The following is a 25592-nucleotide window of genomic DNA, read 5'->3' as shown; positions in this document are numbered from 1 at the left end:
CATGACGATGATGAAATCAGTTTTGGCCCTGATGCTGGGCACTCTGACGTTCAGTGCGCTGGCTGACGATACGGCCAGCGAATCGCTGATCAAACGCGGTGAATATCTGGCGCGCGCTGGAGACTGCGTGGCCTGCCATAGCACCGCGGGCGGCAAGCCGTTTGCCGGCGGACTGGCAATGGCGACGCCGATTGGCACAATCTACTCCACCAATATTACTCCCGATAAAGCGACCGGCATCGGTGACTACAGCTACGACGACTTCCAGAAGGCGGTGCGTCATGGCGTCGCAAAAAATGGTGATACGCTCTATCCGGCCATGCCTTATCCCTCTTACGCGGTGGTCAGCGATGAGGATATGAAAGCGCTCTATGCATATTTCATGCAGGGCGTTGCGCCGGTCAGCCAGGCGAACAAAGAGAGCGACATTCCCTGGCCGCTCTCCATGCGCTGGCCGCTGGCGATCTGGCGCGGCATCTTTGCACCAGACGTTAAAGCGTTCCAGCCCGCCGCGCAGGAAGATCCGGCGCTGGCGCGCGGTCGCTATCTGGTTGAGGGGCTCGGACACTGCGGGGCGTGTCATACGCCGCGCAGCATTACGATGCAAGAGAAAGCGCTGAACAACGGTGACGGCAGCGACTATCTTGCCGGCAGTAACGCCCCGATTGATGGCTGGACCGCCAGCAATCTGCGAGGCGATAACCGTGACGGACTCGGCCGCTGGAGTGAAGAGGAGCTGAAGCAGTTCCTGCGCTTTGGCCGTAACGATCACACCGCCGCGTTTGGCGGCATGACCGAGGTGGTTGAACACAGCCTGCAGTACCTCAGCGATGAGGATATCAGCGCGATTGCGAAGTATCTGAAGTCGCTGGGCGCAAGAGATCCGCAGCAGGCGGTATTTACCCCGGATGACACGGTAGCGAAAGCGCTGTGGCACGGTGATGACAGCCAGCCGGGGGCATCGGTCTATGTGGACAGCTGCGCTGCGTGCCATAAAACGGATGGTTCGGGCTATCAGCGCTTCTATCCGGCATTGCGCGGCAATCCGGTTGTCATGGCTGAGGATCCTGCCTCGCTGATCCACATTGTGCTGGTGGGCGGTACGCTGCCAGGCGTCAAAGGCGCACCGACAGCCATCACCATGCCGGCATTTGGCTGGCGTCTCAGTGACCAGCAGGTTGCGGACGTGGTGAATTTTATCCGCAGCAGCTGGGGTAATGGCGTCACCACCCGCGTAACGGCCGGGGACGTGGCGAAACAGCGTAAGGATAAAACGGTACAGCCTTATCAGGGCAGCGCAGATATTCACGCATTAGAGAAGTAAACGCGCCTGCAGTGCGTTAATTATCCGGGCCTGGTGCCCGGATTTTTTATGGGTAAAAAACAGGTGCAGATCGCCTGAAGGCAGAGCAGACGCGGGTTGCACGCGATCGTCTACACTTAGCGGTGAGTGCAAAAAGCTCACTAACTGATAAGCGGAGGGAACGATGCAAGTAAGTCCTTATTTGTTTCTGTATGGTCGCTGTGAAGAAGCCATCGAATTTTACCTGCAGGCCACCGGCGGCAAAGTGCTGCAAAAAATGACCTTCGGTGATAATCCGGAGCAGGGGGAGCAGGTGGGCGACAAGTCTGCACCGCCGCTGCCGCCGGAAAAAATTATGCATGCACATCTGCAAATTGGTCAGGGCGAGCTGATGCTGAGTGACGGTGATACCAGCAAGCCACCGGCGTCTGAGCATGCCGGTTATGCGGTAAGTCTGGCAACTACCGATGAGAAAGAGGGCAAAGAGTGGTTTGATAAACTCTCTGCCGGCGGCAAAATCACGACCGAATGGCAGAAAACGTTCTGGTCAGATGGCTTCGGCATGTTTATCGATAAGTTCAACATTCCGTGGCGCATCAACGTCGTGAAATCGCAGGATTAAGTTCTCTGTTTTCGCCTCTCTGGCGCGATGTCCGGAGAGGCGAACCCGTCATAATCAGAAGTTGTAACCCACCACCAGGTAGTAGCCCCAGCCGGTTGATTTCACTTCAAACGGACCCTTGCCAAAATTCAGCTCCTGACCATCTGCCCACTGACCGCCGTTATGGAAATAACGCGCAACGCCAGAGACGTGCCAGTGGTCGTAGTTCAGCGATAAGATATGGCTTGAGGCCACCGAGTTGCTGGTGCGCGAGCGGTCAGATTTGTCACGCAGATCGGAGCCCCAGTCAAAGTTGGTAAAACCGATATAGCTCAGCTTACCGCCCCACAGGTCGGTAATCGGCACAAAGTATTTTACCTTGAAGCGGTAGCCATCCCAGCTGTTCTCGTTGGCTGCGCCGTAGTTTTCCCACTGATATTTGGCGTAGACGTTAAGCGAGAGACCAACGTCGCTGTGGGTATCAATATCGGTACCGAGGCCCATATACCAGGTGTTCTGACGGTTGTCGCTGTTGCGGCCCATGTCGTAGATATAGTTGTTGGCAAAGAACCACTCTTTAAACGGACCGAACGCCAGGCTGGTACCCGCCAGCTTGTCCAGTGACAGGCGCGGCTCAATTTCCATAAACAGCGGCGTGCCGTGATCGAAGATGCCATTTGCGTTGCTGTTGCCCGCGCCAAAGAAGTTCGGCAAATCGATGTAGCCGTAAAAATCGAACCACTCCTGCTTGGTAAAGGCTTCATATTCCAGATAGACATCATTATTAAACTGCGGTCCGAAACGGGTATGGGTACTGCCCACCACGTTTACGCTCTGATGCCACCAGTCAGAAAGATATTGCGGATCGCTCTCTGCCTGCGCTGCGCCCATTCCGCTACCAATCAGTAATGCACCTGCTATCAACGATTTAAATTTCATTATTGTTTGACCACTTGCTGAGGATCGCCGCAGAAATGCCACGATCGGATGAGTACGTTCCCGGGCATTGAGCAGTATGCGGCGGTAACGCGTGCGAACTGTCAGCCGTCAGGCCCGCGTAATGTGCCTGTAACAGAGCGTTAGAAAATAGATTTTCATCACATTTGTCAAAAAGTGTTGCAATAGGATTCAGTTATTTTGTGAGGTTTATCACATATTCTATCTGCAGCGAACGGAACTCCGCAACCGTTTACGTGGTCGCGAAGAGATACGATTGGGAGTGGGGCGCGGACGCCGGTTCCGTTCGCCACGGAGGCTGGCGCCGGTTCCGTTCGCCGTCAGCGGCGGCGGCAGCCTGTGCCCCGGGGCGGAGGTTCCGGGACAGGCATCGGTTCCGGGACAGGCACCGGTTCCGTTCGCCGTCAGCAGCGGCAGCTGCCTCTGCCCCGGCGCGGCGACCGGGCAGAGGACGCCTGGCCGCGCCCTCTGCACTCCCCGGCCCTGCGCCAGCCCCGCCCGCCGCTGCGCGGTTCCCTCGCTCACGCCCGCTTCCCGGGGACCGGCCGCCATTCGCTCCTGCTCACCGCGCCCTTTCGCCGACGTCCTGTCGGCTCATCCCGGAACCGCGCCTTCCCTCGGCGGACCCGGATGGCGCTTCCCGCCGCTTCTGCTCTTTTTTTCGTTATGTTGTTTTTTCATGGCTGGCACTACTGCGCCTGAGCTTCAGGCTTCCCCACTTTTAAGAATGAAAAAAATGAATGTGCAGGCGGGGAGGGGGGCGCCATCCGCAGCGCCGGGCGCAGCGTGACGGCCAGGGCGAGCCGGCAGGACGCCGGCGAGAGCGCGGGGTGAGCAGGAGCGAATCCGCGCGGTCCGTTAAGGCCGGAGGGATGCGTCCGGGAATTCGCGAGGACGGCGCGGGGCGCGGATTGCTAAGGGGCGCGCCCACCCGCCCCTTAGCCCGTCCGCGTGCGCAAGCGCCGCTGAAACTGCCAAAAGCCCGGCGGGCGGAATCCCTCAGTGCCCCGCGCTGCCGTACACAGCCCCGCGCGGCTAAGCGCACCGCATGCTATGGCAGCGTCACCCGCACCCGCAGTCCGCAGCGTTCACCTTCCGGCGTCAGACAGTTAGACAGCGCCACCTGCATCTGATGCTTTTGCGCCACGCTGCGCACAATCGACAGGCCAAGACCGCTGCCCTGCGCCTGCACATCCGGCGAACGGGTAAAGCGATCAAACGCCCGCTCCAGAAACGACTCCGGCATGCCGGAACCGTTATCGACGATATCCACCACAATGCGATCGTCTGCGCGGTGCAGCAGCACATCCACCAGGCTTCCTTCAGGCGTATGCAGCATGGCGTTACCGATAACGTTATCAAACAGGGTGCGCAGTTCAGAACGGCTGGCCTGCAGCCGGTAACGTGCGCTGCCGCTATAGCCAATATCGATGCCGCGCTTATCGGCAACCACCATCAGCTGTTCAATACTCTCCTTCAGCAGATCGTCGATCTCGATCGTTTCCGCTGCCGGCACCGCGGAGCGATCCTCCTGACGTGACACATCCAGCAGCTGTGTCACCAGATGACGGGTGCGGGTTACGCCCGCTTCCAGCTGATCAAACTGACGGCGCGCCTCGCCAGGCTGAATATGCTGTCGCAGATTCTCCAGCTGCAGCGTAACGGCGGTAACCGGCGTGCGCAGCTCGTGTGCGGCATCCTCCAGAAACTGCCGCTGGGCGGACCAGGCGGCGCGCAGTTTATCCAGCAGCGCATTGTAGGCGGCGACCAGCGGCAGCACTTCGTCAGGCAGGCCATCCGGCGACACCGTATGCGGATGCAGGCTCTCCTGCGCCGCGATCTGCCTGGACGCCACCAGCAGATTGCGCGTAATGGCGCGTACGATCAGCCAGATCAGCAGCAGCGACAGCGGCATCATCAGGATCAGCGGGATCACCGCCGACAGCACGCGCTTCACCATCAGGCTTTTCATGTAGCCGATATTATGCAGCACCTGCACGGTGCCGATTTCACTGCCCGCTTCGCCGGGACGGGTATAGACGCGCCATTCACAGTCGTCACCGCAGTCGCCAAGACGCAAATCGGACCAGCCGTGAACCGGCTGCAGCGGTGCCTGCAGCGCCGGCCACGAGCTGGCGCGCAGCTGATGATGCGTATCCCACAGCTGGACGATATAAGCGCTTTTAAGCCTGTCCTGATCGAGGATCGTCGGCATCAGCGCGGGCATCGTCTGGCTGGCTGACCAGACGTCGGCCACTTTTGCGAGCTGATCGTCTTTCATCGAGCCCATCATGTCGCCGTAGCAGTGAAAGAAGTACCAGGTCACGCCACCAATCATCGCCAGATGCAGCAGCACCAGGCTCATCAGCAGCTTATTGCGCAGAGAGCGCAGAAACGTAAAATTTTTCATTGTGCCGGTACCCGCCAGCCAAGGCCGCGAACGTTGCGGATCGCTTCGTTCCCCAGTTTGCGCCGCATACCGTGTATCAGCACATCAACGGCGTTGCTGGTGACTTCTTCGCCCCAGCCATAGATGCGATTCTCCAGCTGCTCGCGTGAGAGGATCGCACCGGGTCGCTCCAGCAGCGCATAGAGCAGGGCATATTCGCGAGCGGTGAGCTGTTCACGCTGGCCCTTATAGAGCACTTCCCGCGTCATCATATCCAGCTGCACGTCGCCGCTGCCGAGCAGCGAGTCGGCGGCACCGTGACGGCGCCGGGTGATGGCGCGCATACGTGCAAACACTTCCTGCAGATCAAAGGGCTTGAGCAGGTAATCATCCGCGCCGCTATCCAGCCCCTGAATGCGCTGGGCGACGCTGTCCCTGGCGGTCAGCACCAGTACCGGCGTCATATCACCGCGCGCGCGGGCGCGCCGCAGTACGTCGAGACCATCCTCACGCGGCAGGCCAAGGTCGAGCAGCACACAGGTGTAATTGCTTTCCGACCAGGCGTGCGAGGCAAACCGGCCGTCGCGCACCCAGTCTACCGACCAGCCTGCAGCTTCCAGCGCCTGCTGCAGGTTGGCACCAATCATTTCATCATCTTCTACCAGCAGCACGCGCATGGAGTCTCCTTATCAGTGTCGGGCAGTGTAACGCCGCTTTATTAGCAAACAATTATCGCCGCTGAATTTTTGCCGCTGCCCGCTTTGCTAATTCTGCGCTAATTCTTCGCTAATTAAGGGATAAATCTCCTGCGCTACAGTGGCCACTCAGGAACAGGCTGTTAAGCCGGAGGGTGCGATGAATCAGCGAGAGTTTATCCGTAGTTTACTGGAGTGGATTGAAGATAACTTAGGCCACGATCTGCATCTGGATGAGGTGGCGCGTCGATCGGGCTATTCACGCTGGCACCTGCAGCGCCTGTTTCGTCAGCACACCGGTTTTTCACTGGCTGAGTATATCCGTCAGCGCCGCCTGACGGAATCGGCGTTAACGCTGCTCAACAGTGACGACGCTATTTTGCAGGTTGCCATGAACTACGGTTTTGATACGCAGCAGGCCTACACCCGGACCTTTAAAAATTACTTTCGCGTCACGCCAGGACAGCTGCGTCGTCAGCGTCGCGTTGAGCCGGAGCGGCTGCTGCTGCCGTTTGCCGTCGCCGTATAAGGGACGGTGCCCGTACCGGCCGGCCTGCGGCGGAGAGAAAATCGGATGCAGAACGGCACAATACCTTTTAAGCTGCGGGGCATGTTTCTCTGACAGCCGGACCCATGAACCCTGGTGATAATCTGACAGCCATGCTGCTGTTTGCGCACGTGGCAGAGCGGCAAAGTTTCAGCGAAGCCGCGCGCATTCTCGGCGTCTCTAAATCCTATGTCAGCCGCGAAATTGCCCGGCTGGAGGTGCGGCTGGGGATCAAACTGCTGCAGCGTACCACGCGTCATGTGGCGCTGACCGGGCACGGCCAGGCGTACTACCCATTCTGCCTGCGCATGCTGGACGAGCTGCATCAGGCGGATACGTTTGTGCAGCAGCTGCATCAGCTGCCGGCCGGCAATCTGCGCCTGCAGGCTCCGGTAACATTTGGCTGTCAGTGTGTGGCGCCGGTGGTGGACGCTTTTATTCGCCGCCATATTCATCTGCATGTTGATCTGGACCTCACCACCAGCGACGATCCTCACCCTGACGCAGATATCACTATCGCGATCCGCAGCCGTGCACCGCAGGGAGGCGCCTGGCGCGAACTCAGTACTATCGACTGGGGCCTTTACGCTACGCCCGGCTATCTGACCGCGCATCCGCTGATTGATCATCCGCGCACCCTGACACGCCACAACCTGCTGCTGTTTCACGGTCCGGCACATACCGCCGCTCTGCCGTTCCGGCGTGACAAGCAGCGGCTGGCGCTGGAGGTACGCAGCCGCTTCCGCGCCAATAACAGTATGGCGCTGCTCAATGCCGCGCTGGCTGGCGGCGGCATTGCCTATCTGCCTTCCTATATGACGCGTGAGGCGCTGGCGCGCGGCGATATCCAGCCGGTGCTGAGCGACTGGCAGATGGATCGCTTTCACAGCTACCTGCTACTGAAAGAACAGCCGCAGCCTTCATCGCCGGTCACACAGCTGTGCGATGCGCTTATCACCGCGCTGCATGATCCCTGATTGTTGCTGTCTGGCAACGGTGGCGGGCTGACAGGTAACTGTTCTGCGCCGCCTGTTTTCTGCCGTTTTGCGCTGTTAGCCTGATAAAAAACAGCCGGCGGGAGAAGGTATGCCACACGCATCATTATCATTAACAGCTGAACAGCAACACTGGAAGTGCAACCTGCTGGTCTGCACGCTGGGGTCATTTACTACCATTGTGGCGATGACGCTGCTGCTGCCGTTTCTGCCGATCTATGTTCAGCAGCTTGGTATTAAGGAACCGGCGGCGATCGCCCGCTGGTCAGGTGCCGCCTATGCGGCCACGTTTCTGAGCGCCGCGCTGACGGCCCCGCTATGGGGCCGGCTGGCGGATCGCTATGGACGCAAACTGATGCTGATCCGCGCCAGTCTGGGCATGGCGATAGCCATGTCGCTGATTGGTATGGCCACCGCCCCCTGGCAGCTGGTGGCGCTGCGCCTGCTGGCCGGGTTGCTGGGGGGTTATGCCTCCGGCTCTACGATTCTGGTCGCCGCACAGACGCCGAAAGCCCGCACCGGCTGGGCGCTGGGCATTCTCTCAGCGGGCATTATGGCAGGCAACGTCGCGGGGCCGCTGCTGGGCGGAATACTGCCGCCGCTGATCGGCATCCGTCACACCTTCTGGCTGACGGGTGCAGCGATCTTCCTTGCGTTTCTCGGCACGGCGTGTCTGCTGAAAGAGGCGCCGCGGCAGCCAGAACGCGCGGCTGAGGCAGGGCAGGTCGCACCAGAGCAGCCTGCTAACCTGCGGGTGGTACGGCTGATGTGGCTGACGGCGATGCTGATGATGTTTGCCACCATGTCTGTCGAACCTATTATCACGCTCTATATTGCGCAGTTTGTGCAGGGCGAGCACGCGGTAACCGTCAACGCCGGGATTGTGATGGCGGCGGCCGCGCTGGGCAGCATTATCGCTGCGCCGCTTGCCGGGCGACTGGCGGATCGTATCGGACACGGCCGTGTATTGTTTGCCGGGCTGACAGTCAGCGCGCTGCTGCTGATCCCGCAGGCCTTTATCAGCCACGTATGGCAGCTTACCGGCCTGCGTTTTCTGATGGGTATGGCACTGGGCGGGCTGCTGCCCTGTATTACTGCGCTGATACGCCACCATGTCCCGCAGCAGCAGACGGGAAAAATGCTGGGCTATGCAACCTCGGCACAGTATGCCGGACAGGTGACCGGGCCGCTCTGCGGCGGGATCGTCAGCGGAGCAGTTGGGATGCAGCCGGTGTTTCTGATCACCGCGCTGATGATGGCGCTGTGTGCTTTGCTGGTACGCAGCGTGGTGCGTGAGAAACAGGAGGCATAAAAAAGGCGGGCCACCGGCCCGCCTGATTTATGCTGCTGTTACGAAAGGTTATTTCGTATCAGGCAGCGCATAGGCAACCACGTAGTCGCCCAGTTTGGTGCCAAACGAGCCGTGACCGCCAGCCGCGATGACAACGTACTGCTTGCCGTTCGCTTCATAAGTCATCGGCGTTGCCTGACCACCGGCTGGCAGACGCGCCTGCCACAGCATTTCACCGGTGTTGGTATCAAACGCACGCAGATAGTTATCTGCCGTTGCGCCGATAAAGGCAACGTGTCCCGCCGTGGTGATTGGGCCGCCCAGCATTGGCATACCCATTTTAAACGGCAGCGGCAGTGGCGCGCTGTCGCGCACGGTACCAATGCGTTTTTTCCACACGGTTTCGTTGGTTTTCAGATCCACCGCTGAAATGTAACCCCAGGCTGGCTGTTTGCACGGCAGGCCAAAAGGTGACAGGAACGGATTCAGCTCAACGCCAAACGGCACGCCATACTGCGGCTGCACGCCGGTTTCAGTACCGGAACCGCCTTCCGCACCTTTCGGTGGCTCAGCCGGGTTGCCTGGTCCGCGTGGGATCAGTTTTGAGACAAACGGCAGCGCCATCGGGTTGGCGATAGCAATCTGACGATGTGGATCAACGGCGATACCACCCCATTCAAACATGCCGAGGTTGCCCGGGAAGACCAGCGTACCCTGTTCAGATGGCGGCGTGAATGGACCTTCATAGCGCAGGCGTTTAAAGATCACGCGGCACACCAGCTGGTCAAACATCGTCGCGCCCCACATATCCTTGTCAGTCAGATTCTGCTTAGGACGGTAGGTCAGCTCAGAGTAAGGCTGCGTCGGTGATACGTGGTCACCTTTCGCTGCGCCCTGCGGAACCGGGGTTTCCGGTGCCGGTACGACCAGCTTGCCGTTGCGGCGATCCAGCACAAAGATGTTACCGGTTTTCGCCGGTGCATAGATCACCGGAACGGTGTTGCCATCTTTATCGGTGATATCAGCCAGCGTCGGCTGAGAAGGCAGGTCCATATCCCACAGGTCGTGATGCACGGTCTGATAAGACCAGACCAGCTTACCGGTGGTGGCATTCAGCGCCAGAACGCTGTTTGCATAATGCTCCTGCTCAGGCGTACGGTTGCCGCCCCAGATATCCGGAGTAGACACGCCCATTGGCAGATAAACGATATCCAGTTTCGGATCGTAAACCGCCGGTGCCCATGAGTTCGGTGAATTCAGGGTATAGGTGTGCTCATCTTCCGGAATCGCGTTAGGATCTTTCGCGCCCGGATCGAATGCCCACAGCAGTTTGCCGGTGTTGACGTCAAAGCCGCGGATCACACCCGATGGCTCACGGGTAGAGTAGTTATCGGTTACGGCACCGGCGATCACGATAGTGGTATCGGTGATAATCGGTGGCGAGGTCGGTTCATACTGACCTGGGGTAGTAACCGGCTGCTTGTGCTGCAGGTCCAGCTCGCCGTTGTTACCAAATGACGGGCAGCGTTCGCCGGTTTCCGCATCCAGTGCAAACAGACGACCATCGTTGACCGGCAGATAGATGCGACGCGCGCAGAGTGCCGGCTGAGTTGCCGCGCTATCCGCTGCTGCAGGGGTTTCATGATAGGAAACGCCGCGGCAGGTGATGTGCTGGAAGGTCGGATTCTGCTTCAGAGCCGGATCAAACTTCCACTTCTGCTTACCGGTTGTGGCATCCAGTGCAAACAGGATCTGGTGCGGTGAGCAGAGATAGAGCGTGTCGCGGATTTTAATCGGCGTTACTTCATCAGTGATTTCACCCGGATCGTTAGCATTTTTCAGATCGCCGGTCTGGAACTGCCAGGCAACCTGCAGCTCTTTAACGTTGCTGGTGTTGATCTGCTTCAGCGGAGAGAAACGGGTGCCCTGCTGATCGCGCGCATACGCCGGCCAGTCAGCATCAGCAATATTGCTGATAGGCTGAGTCTGTGAAGTGGCCGCTGCAGCAGGCAGTTCGCCATTCAGCTCCTGCGGATCGTGGAAAACGGCCCACGCCAGAACCAGTACGCTGGCAATCAGCGCCACCAGCATCGCGCCTCTGCCGGCAGGATTAAACGCGCGGCAGACGAAAGGCAGGATCAACCAGATACCGAAAATCACCAGCACATCGGTGCGCGGTGCCAGCGCCCAGAAGTCGAAGCCGACTTCCCATACGCCCCAGATCAGCGTGCCGAGCAGCAGCAGCGCATACAGCATCAGCGCGGCGCTACTGCGACGCCAGAGCAGAACAGCGGTGATCAGCATCATCACACCGCCAATAACGTAGTACCAGGAACCTCCAATGGTAGCTAACCAAACGCCACCAACCAGCATAAACGCGCCTGTCAGCAGTGCGAACAGCACCGTGAGTAAGCGGATTACGCCAAAAGATGAGGAAGCTTTCCCCATAATATTGACCTCTTTCTTTGCCATAGAAAAACAAAGGAAACAACGCTTCAGGCTGTTTCCCGACATAGAGTACGAAGTGAGCAGAAATGTTCACGCAGCGTTCTTCCGTGACGCCAGATGATCCCTTTGCGTTAAATTTTATCTTAAAAACGTTAACGAGTTTGCTTTTTTTAGCGGTTTTAACTCTGTCTGGCTAAATCCTGCGACATTTTATGGGGGAATAGCGGCGTTAATTCCGATCAAATCAGGTTGCCACGCCGCGGAGTAGCAGATTGTGTAAACGGTTACCCTAAAAAAGCGTGCCGGGTGTGCGCTGTTGCTGCCAGCCGCTTAACTGCAGACGCTGGTAATGTTCGCTATTCAGCGTCAGTTGTGCGGTACGTAATATAACATCTGCTTCTCTTTCCCTGAGAGACTCAATTAAAAACGGAAAGCTGAACTTGAGGTAATTATCGTTAAAAAAATCTTCAGCTAAAACCACGCCGCTAAATGGAAACGCCACGATTTTTTTCCATTCTGTTCCCGGCGGCGCGAGATCGCACAACCAGAATGAGAAGTGGTGCGCAACGGCAAGCAGGGGAGCACCACCCTGTAGCAGCCCTGCATAATCAATTGCCAGACGGACGTGCGCAGCCTGCAGCATCGGATAATTTTCCGGGGCGCGCAAAAATTCCATCAGGCTATTTCCCGCCAGCGGAATAATTATTAATTCAGGTCTGTCAGGCAACTGATTATGCAAAGCAATTATGTTATGTCCATTAAGTAATGTATCAGCATCCTGCTCGCAATGCATAAAGGGTGCTGAATAACACACGCCGCACAGCGTGTTGTCAAAGCGATGAATGCGCTCAGTAACATAAGGATTATAAGTACTGTTTTTCATGTATCTCTGCAAAAAAATTATTAACCGGAACGATATGTTTTATTATAAATGCGTGTTATGTCTGTAATTTACCGGCGGCTAATATAGATCGAAAGAGAGTGCCAAATCACCTTTTTTTACCTGTCTCTGATACAGAGATATTCCTGGCGTTAAAAAGGATAATTAAGCTGTTAATTCAGTAATCAATAAATTAATACCTGTTTTCCATCGATAACAATAACCTTCCTGATATATAGAGGCCAATGTTTATTGCTCAGGCGGTTAACCTGCTGTTTCAAAAGCGCACAACCCGCCATTGCCTGCCAGAGTGTTATCGCGCACTCTCAGAGAGACAAAACGATAACAGAAGCTGCTGCCTGGCTTCTGACCAGATTAGTGCAATGACGCTAATCAGTTAATTATTTCAGGATGGGATCATATGACAGGTATAAAAAGCACTGCTGCAGAAGCGTCACTGCTGCGGCATCGATCGTTTGTGGCTTTCTGGCTGGCGCGCACCTGCTCGTCATTCGGCTTCCAGATGTTTTCAGTGGCGGTCAGCTGGCAAATCTATGCGCTGACACACAGTGCGCTGGCGCTGGGCATGATCGGTTTAATGCAGTTTTTACCCTCGGTACTGCTGGCGTTGCCGGCCGGTCATCTGGCCGATCAGCACGATCGCCGTCGTATTGTTCTGGTGGGCCAGCTGATTGAGTGGGTAGCGCTGCTTGGCCTGGTGGCGCTGACGCTGCTGCACTGGGCCGGCAGGATAGAGATCTGGGGACTGGTATTTCTGATCTCAGTGGCAAAAGCGCTGGAGTGGCCGGCCATTACATCAATGCTGCCGGCGCTGGTGCCGCCGCCGGTTCTGGCCCGCGCCATGGCGGCCAGTTCAGTGGGGGGTCAGGCAGCGGTGATCGTCGGCCCGACGCTGGGGGGCCTGCTGTATGTCGCCGGACCTGAAGTGGTATATGGCGTCTCAGCGCTGTTCTATCTCTTCTCACTTGTCCTGATTAGCCGCCTGCGCTACGCGCGGCCGCCTCAGTCGCGTATGCCGATGAACCTGACCAATATGTTCGCCGGCGTGCGCTTTATCCGTGAACGCAAAGATGTGCTGGGCGTGATCTCGCTTGACCTGTTTGCCGTCCTGCTGGGCGGCGCCACGGCGCTGTTGCCGATTTTTGCGCAGGATGTTCTGCATACCGGGCCGTGGGGGCTGGGTATGCTGCGCGGCGCACCTTCAGTCGGGGCGCTGGTAGTGGGTGTCTGGCTTAGCCGCAATAAACTGGAAAAGCATGTCGGTATGATTATGTTTGGCTCGGTTGCCGGTTTTGGTCTGGCGACGCTGCTGTTTGCGCTCTCAACTCAGCTCTGGCTTTCACTGCTGGCGCTGGCTGCGCTGGGAGGGTTCGATATGGTCAGCATGGTGATCCGCGGTGCGCTGGTACAGCTGGATACGCCGGATGATATGCGTGGCCGCGTCAACGCCGTCAACGCTATCTTTATCAATACCTCTAACCAGCTGGGGGAGTTTGAATCGGGCCTGCTGGCCGCGTGGCTGGGGGCGGTACCGGCGGCTGCGCTGGGCGGAATAGGGACGCTGGTAGTGGTAGCCGTCTGGATGACGCTTTTCCCGCATCTGCGCAAACGGCAAAAGCTCGAGAATGAAAGCGGCGTGTAGATGAGTGTGCCCGGAGCAGCATCACGCCGCCGGGCATATCAGCAGACCGGCAGCAGGGTGCCGGTCTGCCTGTCGGCATCGCGTTATGCGACGCCGTTAACCAGGATAACGCGGTAGTTAGCGCCTTTCACGCGGTGCGCTTTCGCTTCCTGATAAGCCGGGCTGTGATACCAGGCGCGCGCGGCGTCCATATCCGCAAACGCCAGAACGACAACGCCTTCAGCATCGCGCCCCTCCAGCACTTCCTGTTCGCCATAGAAAGCCAGCGGCGTGATCTGATGATCGCCCCGCGCGTCGCCCGCTTTCTGTGAATAGGTTGCCAGCTCATCTTTGTCCAGCGTCTCATCCTTAATCATTACCATATAAGCGGTCATTACTTCTCTCCCCGTGCCTGACGTTTATCTTCGGTGTTGTGCTCAAAATCGCTGGCGTCATGCCGCTCCAGCAGCTGATCCTGCGGCTCAGCGCCAAAGGCGCGATTAACTTTGCGCCCGCGGACTACCGCCGGACGTTCCGCGATCTCCTTCGCCCAGCGCACCACGTTGGTGTAAGCCTGCACATCCAGAAACTCTGCTGCACCATACAGGCCGTTCAGCACCAGGTTGCCATACCAGGGCCAGGTTGCGATATCAGCGATGGTATAGGCGTCGCCTGCGAGGAAGCGGTGATCAGCCAGCTGACGATCCAGCACATCCAGCTGGCGCTTCGCCTCCAGCGTAAAGCGGTTAATGGCGTATTCAATTTTCTCAGGCGCATAGTGGTAGAAGTGGCCAAAGCCGCCGCCAAGATAGGGCGCAGAGCCCTGCAGCCAGAAGAGCCAGTTCAGGGTTTCAGTGCGGCCCGCCACATCTTCCGGAATAAAGTAGCCAAACTTTTCTGCCAGATAGAGCAGGATGTTACCCGATTCAAATACCCGCTGCGGTGGCGTCACGGAGTGGTCACTCAGTGCCGGAATTTTGGAGTTAGGGTTCACATCAACAAAACCGCTGGAGAACTGATCGCCTTCGCCGATGCGGATGAGCCAGGCGTCATACTCTGCCTCTTTCACACCCACCGCCAGCAGCTCCTCCAGCAGAATAGTGACCTTCTGACCATTTGGTGTACCAAGCGAGTAGAGCTGCAGCGGATGCTGACCGACCGGCAGCGCCTGTTCATGCGTGGCGCCAGCGGCGGGGCGGTTGGTTTTGGCACCGTTGCCTTTGGCTTCCGGTTCCCAGGTCCAGACTTTTGCGGGCTGATACTGATTATCTGACATCGTCATTTCACCTTATGGTCGTGAGCGTTGTGCTGCCACTGAGTGTAGCAGCGCAATCCCGCGCCCATTTAACCGCGCTGGCGGTGAGCGTGCCGGTCAGATCAGGTACAGTTCTCCTGGGTATAGAGCATAAAGTCGACTTTGCCGGGCGCGTAAGTATCAGGCTGCTCACGCTCTTCCAGATGCCGCAGCAGCAGCGTCAGGGCGAGTTCGGCGTGGCGCTGCGTATTCTGATCGAGCGTCAGGGTCAGAATACGCTGCTGCAGCAGCTGGCGCGTGGTCGCATAGAGTTCATGCGTCACATAAACCGTGCTGCCGCACAGCCGGTGGCGCGCCAGCGCTTCATAAATCTGGGTATTGCCCATGCCGGTGTTATAGAGTCCGGCGATCTGGCGCGATCCCGCCAGCGTTTTCTCCAGCAGCCGGCTGATGCGTTCACGATCGTCCTGACCGGCGAGGATCTCACGCAGTCGCAGCTCCGGGAAGCGCTCAGCCAGTACCTGCTGAAAACCTTCAATGCGCTGCTGATGCGCAAGGTAGTCAGCACGACCGCTGATCAGCACCACGTCCCCTGTACGGGCCGCCATACTGCCTAGCATCAGGCCCGCCGTGCGCCCCGCTTTGTATTGATCGATGCCGACGTGGCAGAGCCGCGCCGCGTCAGGCAGATCGCTGACCAGCGTGATGACCGGCACGCCCCGCGCCTTGCAGGCGGCCAGCGCGTGATAGATCAGCGGGCTGGCGTGGGCAAAAACAATGAGTCCGTCCCGCTTTTTACTGCCGGAATCGATGTGTGCTGCCAGTTTTTCCGGGGCATCTTCCGGGATCAGCGTGCGATGCAGCCGGACCCGCCGGTAGCCCAGCGCATCCGCCAGGCGGGCAAACTCCTGCGCCAGCTGCTGAAAGAAGAAGGAGCCGTTGCCGCTCAGGATGACCTCGATCTGCCAGCTGTGACGATGCTCCTCCGGCAGAATACGTTTTAAGCCCGCCTCCCGGGCCGCCTGTAGCACTTTTCGCGTCATGGCGGGTGAGACACCGCCGCGATCGTTTAACACCCGATCCACGGTTGCGACGCCAACGCCTGCGCGCTTCGCCAGTCCGGCCAGCGTGGTTGTTTTCATCGGGATGCCCCCGTGAAACCCCGTCCTTTCAGGGCGGGGAGGTAAGGGGGAGCTAACCGACCTAACATCTTTTGTATTCTCACATTTTACTCCGTATTATGTGAAACTATGAAACGCGCATATAAATACAGGTTCTATCCCACGCCCGATCAGGTTGAGCTTCTGGCTCAAACTTTTGGCTGCGTCCGTTTCGTCTATAACTCAATCCTTCGCTGGCGCACCGATGCTTACTATGAGCGCCAGGAGAAGGTTGGCTACATTCAAGCCAATGCCCGATTAACAGCGCTCAAAAAAGAGCCTGAATTTGCCTGGCTGAATGATGTTTCCTGTGTGCCGCTCCAGCAGTCGCTACGCCACCAGCAGAGCGCCTTTTCTAACTTCTTCGCCGGGCGTTCCGCATATCCAGCGTTTAAAAGCAAACGCCATAAACAGGCGGCGGAATTGACCGCCAGCGCGTTTAAATACCGTGATGGCAAGTTGTATATGGCAAAGAGCAAAACATCATTAGACGTGCGCTGGTCTCGCCCGCTGCCGTGTGCGCCCTCTACTGTCACCATCAGCAAAGACGCTCCCGGACGCTATTTTGTTTCGTGCCTGTGCGAGTTTGAACCCGCATCACTGCCAATCACCGCTAAGACGGTTGGCATTGATGTTGGTTTAAAAGATTTATTCGTTACTGACACCGGATTTAAAACCGGCAATCCCCGCCACACCGCTAAATATGCGAAGCGCCTGACACTGCTACAACGCCGTTTGAGCAAAAAACAAAAAGGCTCAAAGAACCGCGCCAAAGCCCGTACCAAAGTCGCCCGCATCCACGCGAAGATTTCCGATTGCCGTCTGGATGGGCTGCACAAGCTATCCCGCAAACTGATTAACGAAAACCAAGTTGTTTGCGTCGAATCCCTGAAAGTAAAAAACATGATACGCAACCCTAAACTGTCCAGAGCGATAGCGGATGCGGGCTGGAGTGAGTTTGTTCGCCAGCTACAGTACAAAGGCGAATGGGCTGGACGTTCTGTTGTCGCGATTGACCAGTTTTTCCCGTCTACTAAACGTTGTAGTGCGTGCGGGCACACCCTGCCGAAACTGGCGCTTAACGTGCGGTTGTGGACGTGCCCCGAATGCGCGGCAACCCATGATCGTGACGTTAACGCCGCGAAGAATATCAAAGCTGCCGGGCTGGCAGTGTTAGCTTGTGGAGAGTCTGTAAATCCTTAATGCCTTCTCAGGTAGTAAGGTTCGACTCCGCGAAACAAGAATCCCTTCCTTTAGGGAGGGGAGTTGTCAATTGAGTGAATTCCATCAAAAACTGCGTTCTGACAGCCTGCCAGAACGGGATATTTTGACAAGACAGGGCATTCTGAAGTGTGAGCTAAAGGAGGAGATCCGCAGCTTTGATGTTGATATGGCGGTGATAATAGTGCCGCTGCAGAAGGGCGCGGTGAAGCCTGGCGCGATGTAAGCGGTGCGTTTCCCCCTGCAGGGCACAGGGGGAAAATACTACCCGATGCTGCAATCAGAGATTCAGCAGCTCGCGCTCAATCAGTTCGCGCGTTTCCACCGCCTGATAGCGCATCTTCTCCGGATAGCCAAAGAGGGCTGCTGAGATAATCGACTCACCGCCGACTTTGAAGCTGCGACGGGCAAAGTCCATTTCGCGCAGCGCTTCAAACAGCGCGTCGAAGTTTACCTCCCCTTCGCCGACCGCGACGTGCTGGTGAATGGTCGCGTCCACGCCGGGCGGATTCACAATATAGCGGCAGTGTTTGGTATGGTTCATGGTATCGGCAATCAGCATATGCGAGAGATCGTCACCGGCATACTGCAGCATGTTTTTCACATCCCCTTTGCCTTTGTCATAATAAAAGGTGTGAGGGGCGCTGTAGATATACTTCACGTTATCGCTGCGAAACGACTTCACGATATCCGCCGTTTCATTGCTCTCTTCGCAGAAATCCCACGGATGCGCCTGAATTTCAATGCGGATCCCTTCACGCTCGACGATCGGCAGCAGCTCTTCCATTGAGCGGTAGAACATCTCTTCACAGATTTCTGGCTCATTAGGATTGCCGGAGAGCTCGGTGTTGATAACCTGCACGCCCATTTCAACCGCAATCTCAATCATGCGCTTCCAGTTTTTTACCGCCGCCTGACGCCGCAGTTCGTCGGGTCCCGACCAGCGATAAACCGTGATGAATGAAGAGATTTCAGTGCCGGTGGCATTCAGCGCATTTTTATATTCGCGCAGGATCTCGCGGCTGGCTTTGGGGTGTTTATAAAAGGGATTGATCTGCGGATGAGGCGACTGCTCAATGTATTTATAGCCCCATTCTGCTACCTGATGCACCATCCGGGTAATGCCGAGATCCCGGATAACGTCCACGTCAAAAGCAATTTTCATGCTGTCTTTTCTCCTGCGCGATTCCGCTGCCAGCGTTGTTCCGGACAGGCGGAAGCTGATGCAGGACGCCAGGCAGACAGAGAGTGTATTTGTCAGCCACTATAAGAAGAGACATCAGGGCGCTCTACGGTTTTACTGATGTAAAACCATCAGGACGGCACCGGGCACGGTGCGCAGGAAGTGCAGGCAAAGCGGAATGAACAATGCAGAAAAGCAAAAACCCAGCCATAAGGCTGGGTTTTCTGAATTTTGGTGCCCGAACCCGGAATCGAACCAGGGACACGCGGATTTTCAATCCGCTGCTCTACCGACTGAGCTATTCGGGCAACGGGGCGCATTAAACCTTAATGGCCGCATATCGTCAACGGGTTTTAGCAAAAAAGCGCGCTATCCGTGACTGACTGCCTGCTTTTCAGGCATGTCAGCCGGTTTTCAGGCCAGCGCGCCGTTCTGACGACAGAGCGCAATACTAAAGACATCTTCCGCCAGCCGCCGGGCGGTTGCCACATCCTGTACGTGGCGTTTCACCAGCAGTTTGCTCAGGCAGCCTTCAAGGATCAGTTCCATCTGGTCAGCCACCATTGCGGGATTATCCAGCGCCAGCTCAACCAGTATCTCATGGGTAAACTGCCACGAGTGGCGTTTCTGCTGCTCTGCCAGCTGGTGCACCGGCTGATCAGGCTGCGGATAGAAGCTGCAGGCAGCAATAAACAGGCAGCCGGGAAAACGGCCTTTGCTGACATACTCTGCCAGCACGTCATAGCGCGCCATCAGCTTTTGCGCGGGGCTGAGCCGCTCATCCAGCTGCACCTGACGTCGCCAGCTGTCGATCTGCTGACCGTGATAGCGCAGTGCGTCATAGAGCAGCGCATCGCAGTCGGGCCAGTAGCGGGTCAGCTGTTCGGTGCTGAGTCCGGTTTCACCTGCCAGCTGTGGCAGCGACAGGGTGGCCGCCAGACCATGTTGTTCGAGCACATTCAGCGCATGCTCCAGAATTTGTTCGCGTTGCACATGACTCTCCTCTGGAATATCGGCCCGCTCGTCGATGAGCGGGCGGTGGCTGAACCAGTGTCGTTTAACGCGGCAGATTCTGCAAATGCGCGCGAAACGCTGCCGCACGCAGAAAGCCGCTGATGCGCGAGCCCGGGATCTCGCGGCCCTGCGCGTCAAAAAACAGAAGGGTCGGTAATCCCGGCACCTGCAGCTGCTTCAGCAGGGCGTTATCCTGCGCGCTGTTCGCAGTGACATCCGCCTGCAGCAGCTGCACGTCAGCGAGTGCGCTACCGACCGCGGGATCGCTGAAGGTATACTTCTCAAACTCTTTACAGGCGACACACCAGTCGGCGTAGAGATCGAGCATGGTGATGCGCCCCTGCGCCTGCTGCAGCGCCTGCTCAAGCTCCGCGCTGCTGCTGATGCGCTTAAACGGCAGATGGGCCATGCTCTGACTTGCCGCGGCGCCAAATGCCCACTCCTGCAGCGGCCGCGCCATGATCAACGCTGCCCCTAACATCACCACCGGCACAACGCGCCACTTGCCGCGCGCATGCATGCTGTGAATAAATGCCCAGACGAAAAACGCCACGCCCAGCAGGCTCCAGAGCCGCAGGCCCCAGGTATCACCGAGAATACGCTCCAGCAGAAATACCGGCAGCGCCAGAATGACAAACCCGAAGCCCTCTTTCACCGTCTGCATCCACGGGCCGCTTTTGGGCAGCAGACGATGCCCGTAAAGCGTCACGGCGATCAGCGGCAGCCCCATTCCCACGGCGTAGAGCCACAGCGTACCGGCACCGGCCCACAAATTTCCGCTCTGGGCGATATACAGCAGGATTGCGCTGAGCGGCGCAGTGGTGCAGGGGGAGCAGATGAGTCCGGCCAGCGCACCCATGATAAACACGCCGGGCAGCGAGCCGCCGCGCTGCTGATTGCTCCAGTGCGCGAGCCGCGTCTGCAGGCTGGCGGGCAGCTGCAGGGAAAACAGGCCAAACATTGATAGCGCCAGCAGAATAAACAGCAGCGACAGACCCGCCAGGACGTACGGATGCTGCAGCGCCGCCTGAAAGCGCAGCCCGGCAGCGGCGACCACAACGCCTAAAAGCGTATAGGTCAGCGCCATGCCCTGCACATAGACCAGCGCCAGCGCCAGCAGGCGGCCGGTAGTGTAGCGTCGTGCGCCGCCAAGGATGATACCGGAGATCAGCGGGTACATCGGCAGGACGCAGGGGGTAAAGGCAACACCGATCCCGATCAGCAGCGCCCAGAGCGGAGAGAAGGGCAACGGCGCGGCGGCGGCGGGCGGCTCAGTAACCGGCACGCTGCCGCCGCTGACGGCGCTCAGCGGAACGGTATGGCTCTCCGGCGGGTAGCAGAAGCCGGCTGCGGCACAGCCCTGATACGTTACCGTCAGCGTGGCACCCGCATCTGCCCGCTGCAGCGTGACCGGCAGCGTCACGGCCTGGCGATAAATCTCGCTTTTGCCGTAAAACTCATCTTCATGCGCTTCGCCGGGCGGCAGCGTCAGCGGAGCCAGCTGCGCGTGCTGAGCCGCGATCTTGATCTGCTGACGATAGAGATAGTAGCCGGGCCTGACCTGCCAGTTCAGCGTCAGCGTTGAGCCCCGCTGAGAAAAATCAAACTGAAAAGCCTGATCAACCGGCACAAAGCGGCTGGTGGATTTTGGCGCAAAGAGATCGGCCTGAGCCGACAGGCACAGCAGTAACGTCAGGCAGAGCGTCAGCAGGCGGGAAAGAGATGCAGCCATAACAGATTAATCAACTCCGGTAGTGCAGAAGCGGTGAGCATAACACGCCCGCTTCGGCACAGGATTTCACAATGTAACGGCGTCAGAGGATCAGACTGCCAAACAGAAAGCCAAACGCAACCGAGAAGGCGATGGCCAGTACGCCCGGAATGATAAAGGAGTGGTTAAAGACAAACTTACCGATTCGCGTCGAACCGGTGTCATCCATTTCTACCGCCGCCAGCAGCGTCGGATAAGTGGGCAGGACAAAGAGTGCTGATACCGCAGCAAACGAGGCCACTGCCGCAAGCGGCGAGACGCCGAGCATCAGCGCTGCCGGCATCAGCGCTTTGGTGGTTGCCGCCTGCGAATAGAGCAGGGTGGCGGCAAAAAACAGCACCAGCGCCAGCATCCAGGGATAGCGCTGCAGCATGTCGCCGGCCAGGCTCTGAATCTCACTCAGATGCGCTTTGACAAAGGTGTCACCCAGCCACGCCACGCCCATGACGCAGATACAGGCGCTCATGCCCGACTTAAACGTACTGGCGCTGAGGATCTCACTGCTGTCCACGCGGCAGGTGAGGCAGATCAGCGTCGCGACCGTGAGCATAAACACCACGATCGCTTCGTTACGCGGCAGCACCGGGCTGGCGATCAGGCCCACGCTGTCGCTGATGGCGGTGGCATAGAGCACCACTGCTGCAATGCCGGTCAGAAACAGCAGCACGGCGCGCCGCGCGCCGGGACGGGTTGCAGAGACTTTTTTACCGCGCAGCGTGACATCGCCTCTGGCAAGCCGCGTCTGATAGACAGCATCATCCTTCAGCTCTGTACCGAGAAAGTTGGTGATCACCGCGGCGCAGAAGATTGCCGCCATGGTTGAGGGCAGCGCCACGCCCAGCAGCGCCAGATAGCTGACGCCGCGGGGTTCCAGTATGGAGGCAAAAAATACCACTGCCGCAGAGAGCGGAGAGGCGGTGATCGCAATCTGAGAGGCCACCACCGCGATAGAGAGCGGGCGCGATGGCCTGACGCCCTGCTCTTTGGCAACTTCAGCGATAACCGGCAGCGTGGAGAACGCGGTATGGCCGGTGCCGGCCAGCAGCGTCATCAGGTAAGTGACCAGCGGCGCAAGAAAAGTCACATAGCGCGGATGGCGGCGCAGCAGCTTTTCCGCGAGACCGACCAGGTAATCCATGCCGCCTGCAACCTGCATGGCAGCAATCGCCGCGATAACAGCCATGATGATTTCGATCACATCAAACGGGATCGCGCCCGGCTTCATACCGCAAACCAGCGTCAGCACCAGCACTCCCAGGCCGCCGGCAAAGCCGATACCGATACCGCCCAGACGGGCACCGAGCCAGATCGCCAGCAATACCACTGCCAATTCCACTGCTATCATCCGTTTCTCTCCTCAGGCTGCAGAACGTGCCCCCTGAATGTTGTAGTCGCCACATATAAAAAAAGCACGCCGTATTGTATACAGGCGTGCCCGGGACGACATGATCGGAAACAGGTTACTGTTCGTTTTCGTCGGTATAACGTTTGGCTTTGTAGGTCGGATGCATCAGGTTCTGAACGGAGAAGATGTCATCCAGCTCCGCCTCGGTCAGCAGGCCGCGCTCCAGCACCACTTCACGCACGCTCTTACCGGTTTCGGCACAGACTTTACCCACGATATCGCCGTTGTGGTGGCCGATATAAGGATTGAGGTAGGTGACAATACCGATAGAGTTGAACACGTAGGCTTCGCAGACCGCTTTATTCGCTGTGATGCCGTTAACGCATTTTTCCAGCAGGTTATAGCAGGCGTTGGTCAGGATGCTGACGGATTCAAACAGCGCCTGGCCAATTACCGGTTCCATCACGTTGAGCTGCAGCTGACCCGCTTCAGACGCCATGGTTACCGTGGTATCGTTGCCGATAACTTTAAAGCAGACCTGATTGACCACTTCCGGCACTACCGGATTCACTTTGGCTGGCATGATCGAGGAGCCCGCCTGCAGTTCCGGCAGGTTAATTTCGTTCAGACCCGCGCGCGGGCCGGAGGAGAGCAGGCGCAGGTCGTTGCAGATTTTTGACAGCTTCACCGCCAGACGCTTCAGCGCTGAATGCACCATGACGTAGGCGCCGCAGTCGGACGTTGCTTCAATCAGATCTTCCGCCGGCACCACCGGCAGATTGCTGACTTCTGCCAGACGCTGCACGGCCAGCTGCTGATAGCCATCCGGCGTGTTAAGGCGGGTACCGATTGCAGTTGCGCCAAGGTTCACTTCCAGCAGCAGCTCGGCGGTGCGCAGAATACTGCGGGTCTCTTCGTTCAGCAGCACGTTAAACGCGTGGAATTCCTGGCCGAGCGACATCGGCACCGCATCCTGCAGCTGGGTGCGCCCCATTTTCAGGATGTTTTCAAACTCCACGGCCTTGCGCTGGAAGCCTTCGCTCAGTTGCGCAATCGCATCCAGCAGCTTGAGAATAGAGGCGTAAACCGCGATTCGGAAGCCGGTCGGATAGGCATCATTGGTTGACTGGCATTTGTTAACGTGGTCGTTGGGGTTGAGGTACTGATACTCACCTTTCTGGTGGCCCATCAGTTCCAGACCGATATTCGCCAGCACTTCGTTGGTGTTCATGTTCACCGAGGTGCCGGCGCCGCCCTGGTAAACATCCACCGGAAACTGATCCATGCATTTGCCGTTGTTCAGCACCTCATCGCAGGCCTGAATAATGGTATTCGCAATGTTGCGTGGGATCGTCTGCAGCTCTTTGTTGGCCAGCGCGGCTGCTTTTTTAACCATCACCATGCCACGGACAAACTCAGGAATGTCGCTGATTTTACTGCTACTGATATAGAAATTTTCAATCGCACGCAGAGTATGAACACCGTAGTAAGCATCCGCCGGCACTTCACGCATGCCTAACAGGTCTTCTTCGATACGAATGTTGTTCGCCATGATTACCTTCTTATTATTGCTGCTCTGATACCGCCACGCATCCGGCATGGATGGAGAGCGAATAACACGCAGGTGAAGCAATTATATTGTCGTGGAATACCAGTGCCGACATTTTATCCATCTTCGGGCTGGCGGGCACGATCATATTCTGTCACGACAGAAATGCTCGTACACAGATCACTTTACGGACATTTGCCCGGCGAGTGGTAACAACGATATGTGATGTATCTCTCACTTTTATGTCAAAAGGAAATATTTGGCCGGTACGGTTGAAATTCACCGCGCAGGTGCCCATCTCTGAACCTATGATCGTCACGATCGCTCTGTTTCTGCCGCCTGGCTTATCGCGAGGTGGCCCAACTCACAGGAGACACCGGTGCGCTGGTTACCGTTTTTACTCTTTTTTGCCCTGGCGTGGATTGAGATCACGCTGTTTATCCAGGTCGCTCATGCGCTGGGCGTGCTGATGACGATGCTGCTGGTGATTTTCACCTCCTGTATCGGTGTGTCGCTGGTGAAAAATCAGGGCATGAAAAACTTTATGCTGATGCAGGAGAAGCTGGCGCGTAATGAAAGCCCGGCGGCAGAGATGATCAAAAGCGTTTCGCTGATCATCGCCGGTGTGCTGCTGCTGCTGCCCGGCTTTTTTACCGATTTTCTCGGCCTGCTGCTGCTGCTGCCGCCGGTGCAAAAGCTCCTGACGCTGAGGCTGATGCCGCATCTGCGCGTCTGGCGCGGTCCGGGGCAGGGACCAGACAGCGGTGTAACGATGGATGGTGAATTTGAGCGTAAAGATCAGGATCGCATCGGTCACGATAAAGATCGCTGAAACAAGCGAGGCGGCGGAAGCCGCCTTATTTGTATTCTTTTTAAGCATCTGTAGCACAAACAAAAATTTTTTATTTTTTTGCCCTTGAAAGTCCCCTGTCTGCCCCCTATCTCTTCCTGCACGAGGCCGGAACCCTCAAGCCCGGCGTTCAACCCAAAAATGAATGATTGGACTTCTCAAAGGAGAGCTATCAAATGAAAATTCGTCCGTTGCACGATCGCGTTATCGTCAAGCGTAAAGAAGTTGAAGCTAAATCAGCAGGCGGTATCGTTCTGACCGGCTCTGCAGCAGGCAAATCAACCCGTGGTGAAGTTCTGGCTGTTGGCAATGGCCGCATCCTGGACAACGGCGAGATTAAGCCGCTGGACGTGAAAGTGGGTGATCTGGTGATTTTCAGCGAAGGCTACGGTGCAAAAACCGAGAAAATCGACAACGAAGAAGTTCTGATCATCTCTGAAAGCGACATCCTGGCGATTGTCGAAGCGTAATTTACGCGTAATTCACTGAACGAAAC

General features: G+C 57.4%; 23 protein-coding genes and 1 tRNA gene. 10 read left to right on the top strand and 14 right to left on the bottom strand.

Annotated elements, in window-relative coordinates:
- The first annotated feature begins 7 nt into the window (after window positions 1-7).
- Together SB719_RS13430 and yjdN are read left to right on the top strand one after the other, a co-directional pair.
- Window positions 8-1324: a c-type cytochrome gene (locus tag SB719_RS13430; RefSeq protein ID WP_065650325.1), complete on the top strand. Its 1317-nt coding sequence runs from the start codon at window positions 8-10 to the stop codon at window positions 1322-1324.
- A gap of 163 nt (window positions 1325-1487) precedes the next feature.
- Window positions 1488-1925 carry a VOC family metalloprotein YjdN gene (gene yjdN / locus SB719_RS13425; protein WP_039382083.1) on the top strand — a complete coding sequence of 146 codons (438 nt, stop codon included), beginning with the start codon at window positions 1488-1490 and terminating at the stop codon, window positions 1923-1925.
- A 54-nt stretch (window positions 1926-1979) separates the two neighbouring features.
- On the opposite strand, the gene SB719_RS13420 is transcribed toward yjdN, so the two are convergent.
- From SB719_RS13420 to SB719_RS13410, 3 genes are all read right to left on the bottom strand, one after another.
- A complete protein-coding gene (locus SB719_RS13420; protein ID WP_065650324.1) occupies window positions 1980-2843 on the bottom strand; it encodes a nucleoside-specific channel-forming protein Tsx in 864 nt (287 codons plus the stop codon).
- 1069 nt (window positions 2844-3912) lie between these two features.
- Complete coding sequence (locus tag SB719_RS13415) at window positions 3913-5271, bottom strand: HAMP domain-containing sensor histidine kinase (RefSeq protein WP_314688923.1); 1359 nt, start codon at window positions 5269-5271, stop codon at window positions 3913-3915.
- Entirely contained in the window at window positions 5268-5927 is a 660-nt protein-coding gene (locus tag SB719_RS13410) for a response regulator (RefSeq protein WP_065650322.1), read from the bottom strand. Before SB719_RS13410 ends, SB719_RS13415 begins: the two co-directional genes overlap by 4 nt.
- Before the next feature lie 178 nt (window positions 5928-6105).
- On the opposite strand from SB719_RS13410, the gene SB719_RS13405 reads away from it, so the two are divergent.
- From SB719_RS13405 to SB719_RS13395, 3 genes are all read left to right on the top strand, one after another.
- The gene (locus tag SB719_RS13405; RefSeq protein ID WP_065650321.1) at window positions 6106-6474 is read left to right on the top strand and encodes a helix-turn-helix domain-containing protein; all 369 of its coding nucleotides are present in this window, start codon (window positions 6106-6108) and stop codon (window positions 6472-6474) included.
- A 104-nt stretch (window positions 6475-6578) separates the two neighbouring features.
- Window positions 6579-7469: a LysR family transcriptional regulator gene (locus tag SB719_RS13400; RefSeq protein ID WP_314688924.1), complete on the top strand. Its 891-nt coding sequence runs from the start codon at window positions 6579-6581 to the stop codon at window positions 7467-7469.
- Window positions 7470-7578: 109 nt separating this feature from the next.
- On the top strand, window positions 7579-8799 hold the full coding sequence (locus SB719_RS13395; protein ID WP_412159292.1) for an MFS transporter: 1221 nt from the start codon (window positions 7579-7581) through the stop codon (window positions 8797-8799).
- 48 nt (window positions 8800-8847) lie between these two features.
- Here the strand turns inward: SB719_RS13395 and SB719_RS13390 are convergent, their stop codons facing one another.
- Together SB719_RS13390 and SB719_RS13385 are read right to left on the bottom strand one after the other, a co-directional pair.
- A complete protein-coding gene (locus SB719_RS13390; RefSeq protein WP_065650518.1) occupies window positions 8848-11226 on the bottom strand; it encodes a glucose/quinate/shikimate family membrane-bound PQQ-dependent dehydrogenase in 2379 nt (792 codons plus the stop codon).
- Window positions 11227-11515: 289 nt separating this feature from the next.
- Entirely contained in the window at window positions 11516-12109 is a 594-nt protein-coding gene (locus SB719_RS13385; RefSeq protein WP_304235737.1) for a hypothetical protein, read from the bottom strand.
- A gap of 418 nt (window positions 12110-12527) precedes the next feature.
- On the opposite strand from SB719_RS13385, the gene SB719_RS13380 reads away from it, so the two are divergent.
- Window positions 12528-13769 (top strand): MFS transporter, encoded by a 1242-nt coding sequence (locus tag SB719_RS13380; protein ID WP_304235740.1) that lies wholly within the window; start codon window positions 12528-12530, stop codon window positions 13767-13769.
- Between the two features lie 83 nt (window positions 13770-13852).
- Here SB719_RS13380 and SB719_RS13375 read toward each other — a convergent pair whose 3' ends face one another.
- From SB719_RS13375 to SB719_RS13365, 3 genes are all read right to left on the bottom strand, one after another.
- A complete protein-coding gene (locus SB719_RS13375) occupies window positions 13853-14143 on the bottom strand; it encodes a DUF1330 domain-containing protein (protein WP_039382107.1) in 291 nt (96 codons plus the stop codon).
- Window positions 14143-15024, bottom strand: coding sequence for a glutathione-dependent disulfide-bond oxidoreductase (yghU, locus tag SB719_RS13370; protein WP_293004934.1), 882 nt, complete (start codon window positions 15022-15024; stop codon window positions 14143-14145). Before yghU ends, SB719_RS13375 begins: the two co-directional genes overlap by 1 nt.
- Before the next feature lie 101 nt (window positions 15025-15125).
- The gene (locus tag SB719_RS13365) at window positions 15126-16145 is read right to left on the bottom strand and encodes a LacI family DNA-binding transcriptional regulator (RefSeq protein ID WP_304235746.1); all 1020 of its coding nucleotides are present in this window, start codon (window positions 16143-16145) and stop codon (window positions 15126-15128) included.
- Window positions 16146-16253: 108 nt separating this feature from the next.
- Here SB719_RS13365 and SB719_RS13360 point away from each other — a divergent pair, with 108 nt between their 5' ends.
- Together SB719_RS13360 and SB719_RS13355 are read left to right on the top strand one after the other, a co-directional pair.
- Window positions 16254-17366, top strand: a complete 1113-nt coding sequence (locus tag SB719_RS13360) for an RNA-guided endonuclease InsQ/TnpB family protein (RefSeq protein ID WP_304235749.1) — start codon at window positions 16254-16256, stop codon at window positions 17364-17366.
- Between the two features lie 70 nt (window positions 17367-17436).
- The gene (locus SB719_RS13355) at window positions 17437-17610 is read left to right on the top strand and encodes a hypothetical protein (protein ID WP_304235753.1); all 174 of its coding nucleotides are present in this window, start codon (window positions 17437-17439) and stop codon (window positions 17608-17610) included.
- A 54-nt stretch (window positions 17611-17664) separates the two neighbouring features.
- On the opposite strand, the gene SB719_RS13350 is transcribed toward SB719_RS13355, so the two are convergent.
- The 6 genes from SB719_RS13350 to aspA all read right to left on the bottom strand — a co-directional run bounded on the left by SB719_RS13350 (window position 17665) and on the right by aspA (window position 24249).
- Window positions 17665-18549 carry a sugar phosphate isomerase/epimerase family protein gene (locus SB719_RS13350; protein WP_065650313.1) on the bottom strand — a complete coding sequence of 295 codons (885 nt, stop codon included), beginning with the start codon at window positions 18547-18549 and terminating at the stop codon, window positions 17665-17667.
- A 250-nt stretch (window positions 18550-18799) separates the two neighbouring features.
- Window positions 18800-18875, bottom strand: a tRNA-Phe gene (locus SB719_RS13345).
- 106 nt (window positions 18876-18981) lie between these two features.
- A complete protein-coding gene (gene dicD / locus SB719_RS13340; protein ID WP_314688806.1) occupies window positions 18982-19560 on the bottom strand; it encodes a division control transcriptional repressor DicD in 579 nt (192 codons plus the stop codon).
- 64 nt (window positions 19561-19624) lie between these two features.
- Window positions 19625-21313 (bottom strand): protein-disulfide reductase DsbD, encoded by a 1689-nt coding sequence (locus tag SB719_RS13335; RefSeq protein ID WP_304235761.1) that lies wholly within the window; start codon window positions 21311-21313, stop codon window positions 19625-19627.
- Between the two features lie 82 nt (window positions 21314-21395).
- Window positions 21396-22697 carry an anaerobic C4-dicarboxylate transporter gene (locus SB719_RS13330; RefSeq protein ID WP_292975890.1) on the bottom strand — a complete coding sequence of 434 codons (1302 nt, stop codon included), beginning with the start codon at window positions 22695-22697 and terminating at the stop codon, window positions 21396-21398.
- A gap of 115 nt (window positions 22698-22812) precedes the next feature.
- Window positions 22813-24249: an aspartate ammonia-lyase gene (gene aspA / locus SB719_RS13325; RefSeq protein WP_065650517.1), complete on the bottom strand. Its 1437-nt coding sequence runs from the start codon at window positions 24247-24249 to the stop codon at window positions 22813-22815.
- Between the two features lie 376 nt (window positions 24250-24625).
- On the opposite strand from aspA, the gene SB719_RS13320 reads away from it, so the two are divergent.
- Window positions 24626-25078: an FxsA family protein gene (locus SB719_RS13320; protein ID WP_065650309.1), complete on the top strand. Its 453-nt coding sequence runs from the start codon at window positions 24626-24628 to the stop codon at window positions 25076-25078.
- A 194-nt stretch (window positions 25079-25272) separates the two neighbouring features.
- On the top strand, window positions 25273-25566 hold the full coding sequence (locus tag SB719_RS13315) for a co-chaperone GroES (protein WP_039382130.1): 294 nt from the start codon (window positions 25273-25275) through the stop codon (window positions 25564-25566).
- Window positions 25567-25592: the final 26 nt, after the last annotated feature.

The sequence above is a fragment of the Pantoea sp. SIMBA_079 genome (genome assembly GCF_046940275.1).
Lineage (GTDB): Bacteria > Pseudomonadota > Gammaproteobacteria > Enterobacterales > Enterobacteriaceae > Pantoea > Pantoea borealis.
Note: the sequence above shows the minus strand (reverse complement) of the source record. Positions and strands in the feature narration are given on the sequence as shown.

Coding starts and splice junctions, on each gene's coding strand:
- SB719_RS13420 (WP_065650324.1), bottom strand. CDS start 2,843: ATGAAATTTAAATCGTTGATAGCAGGTGCATTACTGATTGGTAGCGGA.
- SB719_RS13390 (WP_065650518.1), bottom strand. CDS start 11,226: ATGGGGAAAGCTTCCTCATCTTTTGGCGTAATCCGCTTACTCACGGTG.
- SB719_RS13350 (WP_065650313.1), bottom strand. CDS start 18,549: ATGAAAATTGCTTTTGACGTGGACGTTATCCGGGATCTCGGCATTACC.
- aspA (WP_065650517.1), bottom strand. CDS start 24,249: ATGGCGAACAACATTCGTATCGAAGAAGACCTGTTAGGCATGCGTGAA.
- SB719_RS13360 (WP_304235749.1), top strand. CDS start 16,254: ATGAAACGCGCATATAAATACAGGTTCTATCCCACGCCCGATCAGGTT.
- SB719_RS13410 (WP_065650322.1), bottom strand. CDS start 5,927: ATGCGCGTGCTGCTGGTAGAAGATGATGAAATGATTGGTGCCAACCTG.
- SB719_RS13395 (WP_412159292.1), top strand. CDS start 7,579: ATGCCACACGCATCATTATCATTAACAGCTGAACAGCAACACTGGAAG.
- SB719_RS13385 (WP_304235737.1), bottom strand. CDS start 12,109: ATGAAAAACAGTACTTATAATCCTTATGTTACTGAGCGCATTCATCGC.
- SB719_RS13400 (WP_314688924.1), top strand. CDS start 6,579: ATGAACCCTGGTGATAATCTGACAGCCATGCTGCTGTTTGCGCACGTG.
- SB719_RS13430 (WP_065650325.1), top strand. CDS start 8: ATGATGAAATCAGTTTTGGCCCTGATGCTGGGCACTCTGACGTTCAGT.
- SB719_RS13375 (WP_039382107.1), bottom strand. CDS start 14,143: ATGACCGCTTATATGGTAATGATTAAGGATGAGACGCTGGACAAAGAT.
- SB719_RS13335 (WP_304235761.1), bottom strand. CDS start 21,313: ATGGCTGCATCTCTTTCCCGCCTGCTGACGCTCTGCCTGACGTTACTG.
- yjdN (WP_039382083.1), top strand. CDS start 1,488: ATGCAAGTAAGTCCTTATTTGTTTCTGTATGGTCGCTGTGAAGAAGCC.
- SB719_RS13415 (WP_314688923.1), bottom strand. CDS start 5,271: ATGAAAAATTTTACGTTTCTGCGCTCTCTGCGCAATAAGCTGCTGATG.
- SB719_RS13330 (WP_292975890.1), bottom strand. CDS start 22,697: ATGATAGCAGTGGAATTGGCAGTGGTATTGCTGGCGATCTGGCTCGGT.
- SB719_RS13315 (WP_039382130.1), top strand. CDS start 25,273: ATGAAAATTCGTCCGTTGCACGATCGCGTTATCGTCAAGCGTAAAGAA.
- SB719_RS13380 (WP_304235740.1), top strand. CDS start 12,528: ATGACAGGTATAAAAAGCACTGCTGCAGAAGCGTCACTGCTGCGGCAT.
- yghU (WP_293004934.1), bottom strand. CDS start 15,024: ATGTCAGATAATCAGTATCAGCCCGCAAAAGTCTGGACCTGGGAACCG.
- SB719_RS13405 (WP_065650321.1), top strand. CDS start 6,106: ATGAATCAGCGAGAGTTTATCCGTAGTTTACTGGAGTGGATTGAAGAT.
- SB719_RS13365 (WP_304235746.1), bottom strand. CDS start 16,145: ATGAAAACAACCACGCTGGCCGGACTGGCGAAGCGCGCAGGCGTTGGC.